Annotated in this window: 7 protein-coding genes; 4 read left to right on the forward strand and 3 right to left on the reverse strand. The window is 49.7% G+C overall.

Features of this window, described 5'->3' with window-relative positions; all coding sequences use genetic code 11:
- Positions 1 to 88 precede the first annotated feature (88 nt).
- Complete coding sequence (locus GV030_RS18040; RefSeq protein ID WP_159584759.1) at positions 89 to 2,518, reverse strand: TonB-dependent receptor; 2,430 nt, start codon at positions 2,516 to 2,518, stop codon at positions 89 to 91.
- A 259-nt stretch (positions 2,519 to 2,777) separates the two neighbouring features.
- On the opposite strand from GV030_RS18040, the gene GV030_RS18045 reads away from it, so the two are divergent.
- The 4 genes from GV030_RS18045 to GV030_RS18060 all read left to right on the forward strand — a co-directional run bounded on the left by GV030_RS18045 (position 2,778) and on the right by GV030_RS18060 (position 8,813).
- Complete coding sequence (locus GV030_RS18045; protein ID WP_159584760.1) at positions 2,778 to 3,824, forward strand: sensor histidine kinase; 1,047 nt, start codon at positions 2,778 to 2,780, stop codon at positions 3,822 to 3,824.
- Positions 3,821 to 4,579: a LytTR family DNA-binding domain-containing protein gene (locus GV030_RS18050; protein WP_159584761.1), complete on the forward strand. Its 759-nt coding sequence runs from the start codon at positions 3,821 to 3,823 to the stop codon at positions 4,577 to 4,579. The genes GV030_RS18045 and GV030_RS18050 overlap by 4 nt, the downstream gene beginning before the upstream one ends.
- A 403-nt stretch (positions 4,580 to 4,982) precedes the next feature.
- Positions 4,983 to 5,990: a serine hydrolase gene (locus tag GV030_RS18055; RefSeq protein ID WP_221413409.1), complete on the forward strand. Its 1,008-nt coding sequence runs from the start codon at positions 4,983 to 4,985 to the stop codon at positions 5,988 to 5,990.
- A 3-nt stretch (positions 5,991 to 5,993) separates the two neighbouring features.
- Complete coding sequence (locus GV030_RS18060; RefSeq protein WP_159584762.1) at positions 5,994 to 8,813, forward strand: Npt1/Npt2 family nucleotide transporter; 2,820 nt, start codon at positions 5,994 to 5,996, stop codon at positions 8,811 to 8,813.
- Positions 8,814 to 8,819: 6 nt separating this feature from the next.
- Here the strand turns inward: GV030_RS18060 and GV030_RS18065 are convergent, their stop codons facing one another.
- Entirely contained in the window at positions 8,820 to 10,085 is a 1,266-nt protein-coding gene (locus GV030_RS18065) for a serine hydrolase (RefSeq protein WP_159584763.1), read from the reverse strand.
- Positions 10,082 to 12,985: a PEP/pyruvate-binding domain-containing protein gene (locus GV030_RS18070; RefSeq protein ID WP_159584764.1), complete on the reverse strand. Its 2,904-nt coding sequence runs from the start codon at positions 12,983 to 12,985 to the stop codon at positions 10,082 to 10,084. Before GV030_RS18070 ends, GV030_RS18065 begins: the two co-directional genes overlap by 4 nt.
- Between the last annotated feature and the right edge of the window lie 336 nt (positions 12,986 to 13,321).

Below are 13,321 nucleotides of genomic sequence, written 5' to 3' on the forward strand. Positions count from 1 at the left end.
TTGAAACAAGCCTCATCTGTTCTCCCGCTGGTTGGGACCTTGGTATTAAGATAGAACAGTTAGTCCAAAAAATAAAACCATTTTCGACCTAGAACTGAATTCGGTACATGACATCAGGAAAAAAGCCGATTTGTTTAATGGAATTCACCTCATCGGTCACCTCGTTGTAGCGGCGCACAAATTCATTTTTGCGATTGGTCACGTTCTGCAAGTCCACAAAAAACTGGTGGGAAATGTTTCGCCTGGAGCTGTTCATCCGCACCCCAAATTTCACATCCCAGCGGAAGTAGTTGGCATATCGCTCACTGTAGGCTATCTCGTCCATCCGCACCTCGCGTCCGGCATTGGCCCGGGTAGCTTCCAGGTCCACAGGCGTATAGGGCTTGCCGCCAGAGGTTGTAAACTTGGTGTCAAACGTCCAGGCATTTCGCTGGGCTGGCCCAAATTTCCATTCCTTTCCGAAAAGTACATTGTACACAAACTGGTTGTTGAAGCTGGTGCTGCGCTCAATCCCGTCGCTCCCGCTATATTTTGAGTCAAACAGCGAGGTGGTCATCAGCAGGTAGTAGTCGTTCGAAAAGAACTTTTCCAGTGTGAGCTCCAGGCCATAGTTTCTTCCCGTTCCTTCATTGACCAGCGAGCCTCTTTCGTCAAAGACAAAGTCCGCCCCTTCGTTGATGATGGCATAGCTGCTCGGGGTGCTTTGCACCGGGATATTGTACAGGTGCTGGTAATAGATCTCCGATTTGAATCGCCAGTCTTTGCCCAGGTTACGGTCGTACCCCGCCACAAAATGATGACTTTTGATAAAATCCAGGTTTTTGTTGGTTCGCTCAAATACACCGGGGCTGGTTTCTTCCTGCAAGAAAAGGATGGGCGAAGGGGCCATTTGCGAATGCAGACCATAGGCCAGGCTGATCCGCTGAATGGGGGTGAACTGATAGCTGAGGGCCGCCCGTGGTTCTACGGAAAACCTCTCGGACAGACCGAGGTACTGGGTGCTCACCCCAAAGGTGGTGCTCAGGTTGTCAGTGAGCTTATACTCTGCCTGACCAAAAACCCGCGACAGCAGGTAGTATTCGCTCACATTGCGCACCGGAATGAAATAGTCCGGGATCTCATCGTTGTTTTCATCCGGTATTTCGGCCCGGTTGTCCCGGTCGTTGTAGAGGAAATCTGCATGATACAGCTCGCCCAGATAGCCGGCCCGAAGGTTCCACCGGGCATTAAACTTTTTGTTGACCACCGAGGAGAGGGTGTAGCGACTGTCCGCCGTCTCCACGTTCGTTGCCCTGAATTTCCCAACGGTCTCTCCGCCATTGTCTTTCAGCAAGTTGTCCTGGTAGTAGTTGTTTTGAGTGGTGGATGCACCTACGGTGGTTTTGATGTACGTCGTTTTGTTAGGTCGCATCAAGTGCGACATTCCTATTACCCCCAGGGTATTGTCGATGTAGGCATCCACGGCCGGGTCAGCAAACAGGTCTCCTTCTTTCACCTCGTCGCCTTTGAAATCAATGCTGCTCAAGCCACCAAGTCCGAACACTTCGAATTTCCCGATTTTGGTTTCCCCCAGGTTCACCTTAAAGGAAAAATCCTGATAATAAGGCACAGCGCTGGTACCGGTGGCGGCCAGGCTGGCTATGCCGTAGCGGTAGGTGGCTACAAAGGAAGAATTCTTTTCCCTGTTGATTGACCCCTCTGCCATCAGCTCCATGCCCGAGTAGGCACTCATTTGTCCGGTGAATTCAAACTTGTCGGCATTTCCATTTCTGAAATTCACATCAAAAACGGCCGCATTGGCATTGCCATACTCCGCCGGAAAAGCCCCCGTCAGGAAATCTGATGTTCTCAGAATGTTGGTGTTAAGCGCATTCACCGGCCCGCCAGTTACCCCCAGCGTAGCAAAGTGGTTCGTGGTAGGCACAGGAATCCCCTCGATCCGCCACTGCAGACCGGTGGGTGAATTTCCCCGCACCACAATGTCATTTCGCGAATCATTGGGTGCACTCACCCCTGCAAAGGAAGTGGCCAATCGAGCCACGTCGTTTCGCCCGCCAGAGAAGCGGGTGGTTTCCTCCAGGCTAAACGTGCGGGCACTCACCTTTGCCATTTCATTGATGGGCAGGTCTTTGCTGGCACTGGCGGTCACCACCACGGCTTCCAGGTTTTCCACCGATTCCTCCAACTTGATCTGCAGGATCACCTCCTTACCTGCCGTCACCAGTACATTGGGGATGGTCTGGTTTTTATAGCCCACATATTGCACGGCCAGGGTTTGCCTTCCTACAGGTACATTTTCCAGTCGGAAGGTTCCATCTACATCCGTGATGGTGCCCAGCATCGGCTCGCTCCCCAGCACGAGGATCGTGGCCCCAATGAGTTCGTATTCTGCCTGTGCGTCGATGATTTTTCCCTTGATCACCTGCGTTTGCCCAAAGGAATTGGAGACCAGAAAAAGGGCCAGGGCGATCCCAATTAAAATCTTTACAGTCTGATTGCGAATAGTAAGCGTATTCATAAGCGTGTGTTTTGGTTCAGTTGTTCGAATCTACGGGGGTAGAGAAATGCCTGGTAGGCAATTCCGTGTGAGTCCATAAAGCAATCAGGTGAACCGTGTATATGGCCCTATGAAATGGGTTTGCATATCACAACGACAGATCATCGGGGTTCGGCCCGTGATTTTCCGGTTTCGAAGCACACAAATACGGCCTCAGGGGCAATTCGTTAACCAGCCTTTCAAATTCTGGTTAGCTTTATATCAGTTTTTAGGGATCCTTATGAAAAACTTCAAAATCAGGGAAATACACGTGCGCTGGGTAGGAATCTTCCTCGTCGGGTTTCTGGTGATGTTCACAGAGCAGGAAGGAACACCAGCTGCCGCCCTACCCTTTTGGTCACATTACTTCGTTTCGGTGGCTTTCACGGCCATCTACTGGAACGGCGCCTATCTCCTCTTTATGTGGTTTCGCAAAGTGTTTCCGGAGATCAGCCAAACGTACAAAAGACTTTTTCTCACTTACATGGCGCTCTTCGTCTGGATGAGCATCGGTGGGATTCCCTTCAAAATGGCACTTGGTCTGGTGGAATATACCCTGAGTGGGGTTTTCCTGGCCTGCTCAGAATACTTCATGCTCAACATCATTCTGGCAATTATCATTGGCACGATCTACGAAACGGTCTTTTTCTTTGAAAAATGGAAGGAATCTATCCAACAAAATGAGGAGCTCAAAAATCAGCAGATTCGTACCCAATTCGAGGTGCTGCAAAACCAGATGAGCCCCCATTTTCTATTCAACAGCCTGAATACCCTCACCACGCTGATCGCGGAAAACCAGCAGGTGGCTATTGATTTCACACAGAAACTCTCTGAAGTATATCGCTACATCTTGCAAAACAAAGAACGGGACCTGGTACATCTCCATGAGGAGCTGGACTTTGCCAAATCGTATTTGTACCTCTTAAAAATGCGTTTTCCGGATAACCTGACAGCCACCTTCAATGTAGACAAGAAATATGAGCACCTCAGCATTGCGCCGTTGACTATACAGATGCTGGTAGAAAATGCCATCAAACACAATGTGGTGTCCAAAGCCGATCCGCTCCACATCGATGTGTATGTAGAGAACGGATCCTCCATCGTAGTGAAGAACAATCTGCAAAAGCGTCCGGTGATCGAGAAGTCCACAAAAACCGGATTGGCCAATATCAGAAAACGCTATGAATACCTGGGCAACAGGCAAATTGAGATCATCACCACCCCCAAAAACTACATGGTTGCTATTCCGTTGATCGACCTGATAGAAAACCGAAACATCGCCGTATGAAGGTCCTGATCATTGAAGACGAGGCACCGGCCTTTCGTCGGTTACAAAAGCTGCTCGAAGAAATCAATCCGGATATTGAAATCGTGGAGGTGCTGGACAGTGTGGAGGAAAGTGTAAAATGGTTTAACAACCACCACATTCCAGATCTTATTTTCAGTGACATCCAGCTGAGTGACGGCATTTCATTCGATATTTTTGATCGAGTGCCTATTACCAGGCCCGTTATTTTCACCACCGCGTTTGACGAATACATGCTGAAGGCTTTTCGGGTCAATAGCATTGATTACCTGCTGAAACCCATCAAAAAAGAAGACCTGGAAAAGAGCCTCCTCAAATACCAGCAAATGAAGAGGGTCTTCGGCGGAGGGGTGGATATGAGCGAGCTCCTGAAAAATGTAAAGCTGGGCGGGCAAGACTACAAAATCCGTTTTCTGGCGAAAGTTGGAGACAAACTGGTCTCAGTGGAGACAGAGGATGTGGCCTATTTTCAAACCCGACATGGCGTGGTACACATGGCGACTACCCAGGGCCGAACCTACCTGCTGGATCAGGCCCTGGATGAACTCATGACGCAGCTGGATCCCAATAAATTTTTCCGTGCCAACCGGCAGTTTATTGTACAGTTCAGGTCCATATCGGCGGTACACCGATACCACAAAGGCAAGCTCCTGATAGAGCTGAATCCCAAACTGGAAGAAGACGTGGTAGTGAGTGCCGAAAAGGCAAGCCATTTCAGAAAATGGCTGGGCGATTGAGGGATGAGAATCGGTATTTCTGACCCTTGGAAACATCATACAAAATGCCATTCAAAGCATCTTAAGATCGGACTTTTATTCCCTAGCATGAGGCCAAAAAGGCCCTAAATCACACCATTTCAGGGCGCTGAAATTTTATTTTTTACCGACCGGTCAAAAGCACAACATTCCCGATCGTCCATACGTTGAGGATCATCAATTTGGGCAATGACATAGGGAAAATGCTATATACACGGCATAAGCCCTGATTCTGAAAGGAAGTCAATCCACCCCAGGGAAGATTCTCTATGAACGTCTATTTTAGAAACAGCACCCATTTGAAAACATCGAACATCAGGTCGAGTGATTTTGGAAATCATTTACCTATCTCTTTATTACCTTTAGAAAAGCAACAGCCGAGGTGATGGAAACCACAAAAAACTCAATTTCATTTGAAGGAAAGAAGCTCTCCGTCCAAAAGAGGCTTCTGGTCGCACTGGGTGTAATTGTCACCATTGGTATTTTCATGCGGTTCATCAACTTCCCCAACAGTTCCCGGTCCTCATCCGCCGAAAACAGGGCTGAGATGCAGCCCGCCGGACTGCCGATCGTGATGAATGACTCACTGATCCGTCCACTCACCACACTCCTGAACAGCTCCCTGCAAAAAGACCTGGATGGCATCATTGCTTCCAATAAAAAGTGGGCGACGCTGGCCAGTCAAAAGAAGATGTGCATCGGACTCGTGGACTTAAGGGACTCCTACAACGTGAAGTTTGCCCGGGTCAATGGCAACGATATGATGTATGCTGCCAGCCTCCCCAAAATAGCCGTACTGCTGACAGCCACAGAGTCGATCGATCAGGGGCTGCTGGAGGAAACCGATGAGATAAAATCCGACATGCGCATGATGATCGCCAAGAGTGACAATGCAGCCACCACCAGGATGATAGACCGGGTAGGTCTGGATAAGATTGCTGAAGTAATGCAGGACCCCAAATACGACTTCTACGACGAAGAAAAAGGGGGTGGCCTTTGGGTAGGCAAGCGCTACGCCAGCACGGGACCCAGAAATGGCGATCCACTGAAAAACATCAGCCATGGTGCCACAGCCACACAGGTGTGCAGGTACTATTACCTGTTGGCCTTTGGGCAGCTCGTGAACTATGAGCGCTCAAAACAAATGCTCGCCTACTTAGGAGATCCCATGCTGCACCATAAATTTGTCAACACCCTGGATCAGGTGGCGCCACGGGCACAGGTTTTCCGAAAATCAGGATCGTGGAGAAATTATCATTCTGACTCAGCACTCGTTTGGGGTCCTACGTGGAGAAGGTATATATTGGTGGCCCTGGTAGAGGATGAAGATGGTGAAAAGATCATGCGTGAACTCATCATGGAAGTGGATAAAAAATTAAAACCGAAAATTTAAAAATTGTTAGAGCAGTCAAAAGATCTTATAAAAGCATTTTTACTCAGGACTTTTGATGTACGTGAAGGAGAATACCAGCGGGTGCTGCTCATGCAGCTCAATATTTTCCTGCTGATATTCACACTCCTGGTCATAAAACCTGTAGTCAACGCCCAGTTCCTCTCCATGATGGGCGTTGACCAATTGCCCCTCATGTTTCTCATGGTGGCCATCAGCGCCATGGGGGTGTCCATGATTTACTCCAGAGCGCTGGGTAGCCGCTCGCTTCGGCGTATTTCCAACTCCACCCTGCTGATCTCCGTGATCCTGCTGACATTCTTTGGCATACTGCTTAAACTCAGCATTTCACCGGCACTGGTGCTCTATGTGCTCTATGTCATCGTGGCCATCTTCGCCGTACTAAGCACCTCTCAGTTCTGGATCATGGCCAACCTGGCTTTTGATGCGCGAGAGGCCAAGCGTCTCTTTAGCTTTATTGGCGCAGGCCCCATTGCCGGAGGTGTGGCTGGTGGATACATGACCTCCATCATGGCCAATTACATAGAAGGCACCAACCTGATCTTTTTTGGTGCCGGCCTTCTGTGTGTCTGTATCTACCTCAACAATGTGATCTGGACACGACACATACCCAAGCTGACCCGCTTTCAACGGAAAAAACGGATGAAGGATTTTGGTGATCACCCGATCTGGCTCATCCGCCAGTCGAAGCACCTCACCTACCTCGCGCTGATCATCGGCATTGGCGTGATTGTTTCCAAACTCATCGAGTTTCAGTTTAGCAGTGTGGCGGTCCAGTCCTTTGATGATCCGGATGAGCTCACATCCTTTTTCGGATTTTGGCTTTCCACCTTCAATGTGGTCTCCCTGCTCATACAGCTCTTTCTCACCCGGCGAATAGTGGGTACCTATGGCGTAGGCACTTCCCTGTTTGCTTTGCCCGGTGGTATTCTATTAGGGTCTTCTCTTTTGCTCTTCGCGCCCGTGCTTTGGGCGGGGATTTTCACCAGGCTGTGGGAAGTATCCGTGAAGCAGTCGGTCAATAAATCCGCTACAGAGCTTCTGGCACTACCCATTCCGTCAGGTATTAAAAGTCAGACGAAAAGTTTCATAGACGTATTCGTGGACCTGGCTGCCACAGGACTGGCCGGTTTGATGCTCATTTTCCTGATCAATGGCCTTGACCTGTCCGTCAGAGCGGTGAGTATCCTCACCATTTTCATTCTCATCATCTGGATCTGGGTGGCACTCAAAGTGAGGCAGGAATACCTCAACTCTTTCAAATCTAAACTTGCGCAGATTGACAAGAAGAATGTGCAGCCGGATTACAGCAATATTTCTGTTTTAAACGGACTCAAACGTGCACTGGAAACCGGCACTGAGCAGCAAATTCTCTACGTGCTGGATAAGGTGCGGGAGATTCCTGACAAACGGCTTTTCGATAATGTCAGTCAGTTTTTAGTTCATCAATCCCCTATTGTACGAGCCCGTGCATTGCAGTCCATTTATTATCTGGAAAAAACGGTGGATCCGCAGGTTCTGGAGGGCCTCCTCTCTGATCCTGATCAGGAAGTGCGGTACAAAGCGTTTGCCCAGCTCCTGCGTCAAACCAAAGAACAGCGAATCAACCTCATTCATAACTACCTGACCCATAGCGATCCTACCATCAGCGGTGCGGCGCTGGTAGGGCTGGCTGAGGAAGCACGAAACAATGAAGAGATGAAACGCCTGCTGAAGGTGGAGCAGCGTATTCACGAAAAGATCGATTACATCGGTCTCTCTGAAAATCCGGAGGAGAAATACCTCTATAAAGTAATGATCCTCAGAGCGGCTGGTCATGCCAATATTCCCGCCTTTTATCCCATCATCCGCAGCTTCATGGACGACAAGGAAGTTCGCGTGATCAATGAGGCCATCCTTGCGGCAGGGTTCACCATGAATGTGACCTTTATAGAGCGGCTTGCAGAGTTTCTGGTACCCCGGGAAACCCGAAAAAATGCCCAATTGGCGTTGCTCAATTATGGTGTGGGCATCCTCCCGGAGCTGGACCGGGTGGTCCGCAATGCTACGACACGTGCGGAAGTCACCCACATGATTCCCGGAGTACTGGAGCGCATAGATGCCTATGCTTCGGTGAAAGTACTCCTCTCCTTCCTCAATACCAATGACGTAATGCTACGTCTGGAGGCACTAAGGTCGCTCAATGCACTCCAGCGTGATTTTCCTCATCTTCGGATTAACAAAAAGGACATTCTTGGTCACGTCATAGACGAATGCAATGTCTACAAAAATATCCTTGGAGTGTTTTACAAACAGCGTCAGCTGCTACCCGTACATGAGTCGGCACAGATAAAAGAAGCACGCACCCAGCTCACCAGCCTGCTGGAAAGGCGGCTGGACGGCACACTGGAGCGGATTTTCCGGCTCATAGGCCTCAGGTACCCTCCGGATGATATCATCTCGGCCTATGAAGGTATCAGGAGTGTCAATGAGCACGTACGACTCAACTCTGTAGAATACCTGGATAACCTACTGGAGCCCACACTTAAAAAAGCGCTGCTCCCCATCGCAGAGAGTGCCATGCTGGATGTTCTCAGCAAAGACATCATTGACCACCTGAAGGTCACTGTACCCGATGAAAAGAAATGCCTGGTGATGCTACTGGATGGGCGTGATGCCAAATTGAAACTGGCAGTTTTCAAACTCATAGAGGCCGTTGGCTCAGTGGAATACAAAGAGATGGTACGGCCATTTCTCAACAGCCACCACGAAAAGATCAGAGAACAGGCAGCGAAAATCCTCGGGCAGCAAGCGAAAACCTCCTAAAGAGGTCTATTTCAACTTGCAGATCCGGTCAATGCTGGAAGCCAAAGCTGCATGGTCGCTTGCAGAGTTTTTCTTGAGTACGTTGCTCATCAGCACCACCAGATAGGTAGTACCATCGGTATGCTCCACAATGGCTACGGAGTTCATATAATTATTCACGTTGCCAATGTACTTACCACACTGATATCCTTCTTCTTGCTTACAGCTATACAGGCTACCTGATTTAAAGTACACCGCTGCAGTAGCCAGTTGGGGAGCTGCTGCATACCTGATCCTGCGATCGGTCATGTAGAGCATGCGCTTGATTTCGAGGCTGGAGGCAGAATCCACCACCTGGCCACGTTCCATCGCTACCAGGTATTTCATTAGTCCTGAAGGGGTACCTATACTCCCTCCCTTTCCGGGAATAAAAGAACCCGCACCCTTCGTAAAAAATGCCCCCAAACGCCATTCGTCAGTGGTAATACCCAGGGCCCTCAGTGGATCATTGACTACCGAATTGGCAATCTCACTGAGCTGTGATTTGGGGGTAGTTCTGAAATATTCATCGGCTTGTTCCTCTGTGAGTGTGGGGTAGTCTTTACCAAATACCCGCATCAGCACGGCCTCACGCCAGCATACACTGGCAGCGCCATTGTTACTCACAGAAAGCATGTGATCTAACCATTCGTACAGTGAGAACACGTCCGTCTCTACCACGGTTCGCTTCACCTGCTTTCTGGTTTCCAAATCAAAAATCGGAACTGTATGCTCATCATACATGGCCCACTTTCCGGCCCGTACCGAACGATCCCGCAGCAGTGCTCTTCGTTGATCAAAAGAGTCAGGGTAAATCTTGGACAGTTCAGCGAAGAAGCCTGTGGCCACAGCAATTTTTCCTACGCTACCAGGCTGGTACTGTAGATTTTCCTTTCGGGAAGCGTAGCGCATCGGCCTACCGGGAGTAATGTCCAGCAGGGCCAACGAGTAGCTTTCGTCCAGATTCGGAAAAAGTGCATTGACGGATTTTTGAAATTTTGCATCCGTAGCAGGCAACGCTTCCAGACTATCGCCTTTGGCACCCAAAAGATTGAGTTTGATGTCGCTGATAGACTTCTGAGCCCCAGAAATGGGTTTACCTTCCTTGAGCTCACCAGCCATGATCAGTTCCAGGCGCTTCAGTCTGCGAATCCCGGTAAGCTCATATCCATCTATTGGGTAGAGGTTGTCGGCGGAAGTAAGCACCACACATCCTAAAAACCCGGAAAGCACAATCTTTATAGTCAGTTTCATAAGGCGGTATTTAATGGTATCAATTGATCCCCTGCTAAAACAGGCGTGATCGATCTGAGAAACTCAGACGCTGCTGCCCGTTTGTTTTCCACAAATGGTCTGACCTGAAAAAGCCATATTTTGTCCTTCCTGAATCCCAACTCTACATCATAAGGACTCTTCATCCCTATCTCGCCCAGCTTTTCCTTCAGGGCTTCGGCCATTTCCCCGAGGCTCACCAAATTGGCTTCTGACAGCACGGGCTCCTCAAAAGTAGTATGCTTTTTGAGGGTGCCACCCGTGGCAGGGATGGAGGTATAGTCCGGCTCGCGTGAGGGCGACAAGAGGATGGTTCTGTCTGCTTCCAGCAGCCAGGTTTCACTTGCCTGCCCTTCCACAGCACCACCCACACCTCTATTGAAAGCCACGGTGTTATCATCTGGCTTTCCGGTGGTCACTCCCTTGGTGATGAGCACACCTGAGCAGTCTGCATCCACACTGGGGATGATGAGGATGGAAGGAAACACGTTTTCAGGATTAAGGAGATATTTTTGGCGCCACTTATAACTGCGCTCGGTATAGGGTGATGCCCATACATCTTTGATCCCCTGTAGTATTTTTTGCGCATCCAACACATTGAAGAGTGTGAGGTTGAGGCCCGCCCCGGTGAAGTCTTTGAGGTCTTCCATATTGGTATCGCTACGGATGAAAACCGGCACCTTGCCCAGCGATACCCCAAATGCTTCTTTAAACTTCGCATTGAGAGCAGCCTCAAATTCGGGCATCAACTTGATCTGCCTGATAGCCACCTGCAATACCTCCAACCTGCCCATCACGTACTTTTCCACTTCACCATCTGTGGATCCGGCAGTACTCATTTCACCCGCCACCTTAAATGTGGCTTTCAGGTATTGCCAGTAGCTCATCCCCTGGCCTGGCATCGCCTGGTCAAAATGCTGTTTGAAAATGGCAAAAGGTATGACAATACCATTCACCACATGATCGGGAAAAAGCTGCTTCAGCTGGCCCAAATTGGCCGCTTTGGGGCCGCAGATGATGCCCGACTTGGAGGCATTGACGTCCCGCAGGTTCAGGATTCTGGCGTCATCCAGCTCCATCATTTCCACGGGTACACTTATTTTCTCTTCGTTTCTCACCTTTTTGGCAAAGAGGGCCTTTTCTTCAGGAGTCATCTCTGTGGCCAGCTTCATCAGTACCGTGCCTTTATTCGAAACCGCGTAGAACACCTTCTTTCCATTGTATGGAAGCAAAGCCGTCAGGTTTTCCATGGACAGCACGGCATTCGGAATCCCCAGGTTTCGGGCCAGCAGCTGGACATGCGAGACCATGTTGCCTTCCGTGACCGTGGCAATACCCGCCACCGGTTTCAGGTCGGCAGGAGGCCTGTTGAATACATAGATTTTATCACCAGACACCTCTATCTCCTCTGGAGACTGATTGGTCACCACCAACTCGCCCATGGCATATCCGGGGTTGAGTCCACGGGCAGCACTTTGATTTTTGATTCCCAACAGTTGGTTTGAAAATCCCGCCTGATCGGCAAAGAAATCACCCAAAAGGGATACGCTGCTCCCCAGCTGCAACAGACACGAAGCCCGCACCCGGTCGTCGATGAAGCCATTGGCCAGAGGCTCAAATGAACCATAACGCTTCACCACCTCCTGATAAGTAGCTCTAAACGTCCCGGCGCTCCACTCTACCGACCTCCGAAGGTGATCCAGGTCATCTCCAAGTTCCTTCAGGGTTATCTCACCATCGGCGACAATGATTAGATTGGCATCCAGCGTCTCCCACTCCCAGATTTCGAGGTAACCAAAGCCAGTCGCTGCCTGAGCCAGGGTTTTAGATTTGATGAGTAGCTCTGCAAGTGTCTCAGGCCTCCACAGCACTGACTCTCTGATGAGCATGGCCTCCATCTTGATGGAAGCATCCATCAGTGCCAGGCGAGCACTTGATTTCATTGGATTGACGATCTGCCGACGTAAGGCAAGGCCTGTCGTGGCGATCAGCTCACAGCGATCCCCGCTGGTCCTGGCTCGGCTGTACTGCTCCATAAAGTCAACCAGTGTGCCATTTGCCGGCAAGCTATTAGGCACCTTTTTAGCCAGGCTTTTGAAATCACTGATGGCCACAGGCTGATAAAAAATCTCCATCTGGGCCAGCAGGCTCGTGAACTTCTCCTTGAGCTCAGCGTTCAGCTTAGCCGAATGTGCGGCCTGAAAGTCCCGTACTTTTTGTATGTCGGATTCTTCCGGTTGACCGTGCAGTTTCACGCGCAGGTCCATGAATGGATTATACACATCAGAAATTTCCTTGGAAATGGCTCTGACACTCTGAGCAGTGTTGTTGTCGCCTGAGTGCGGGATGTCCTTTGCACTTTGGCGGATCAAAAAGAATTGACCTACGAGCCGGCTTTTATCCTCGAGCAACCACTGCAGGTAAGCCAGGCCCCAGGCTTCCTCATCCTCAGCCTGAAAAGCACCACGATAAAACTGCGCTCTTCTGTTGATCCAACCGCCATCATTGGCCCGGAGGTATTGTTCCAGACTGTATTGTTTCATCCGAGACCCCTGGTATTCTGAGTCCCAAAAATCCTCGTGCGCCGTGGTAGAAAGGATCTGCCCTAAAAAAATATGATGACTCGCGCCCAAAGCCACCACTTCGTCTTTATACCGTGCCCGCTGCACTCCGGGTTCGGGGCATCGCTCCTGCGGAGCCACTGTGGAGCCATCTTTGCAAAACCAGCGGATGTCCTTATAAGGGCCTTTGGGATCCGACTTATAAGCGTTAATCATTTTGCTGATCGCAGCATCTGTAACGGTCTGGTTGCTCTGGGCAGTCGTGACACCTATAAGGCTGCCAAATAACACCAGGAGAATAAAGCCTTTTGTATAATTCATTGAAAATAGGGTCTTGTCTGTAGGATAAAGGTAACCAAAGTCAGCTATGCACTCCCTAAAGAGCGGGGGTGCCTCTCATTTTTGATGGATTAAACTTTGCAAAAGCCAACTCACGGTAAAACACACCAAAGCATCAAGCCAGTCTGCTTTACCAACAAACACCCCGGCCCAACTGTTTTCGCTGAGTATTCAAAAGATATTACGGAAGGGACCACACAGGTCCGAAGGTAGTTTATACCTCCTCGTCTTCGGGATCCTGAGTCTTTGTTTTGTTGTGATTGAGCACAAACAACAATACGCCTATTCCAGAAAGAAGCAGGATGAGGTATGTAAAAA

The organism is Marinoscillum sp. 108 (genome assembly GCF_902506655.1).
Classification (GTDB): Bacteria; Bacteroidota; Bacteroidia; order Cytophagales; family Cyclobacteriaceae; genus Marinoscillum; species Marinoscillum luteum.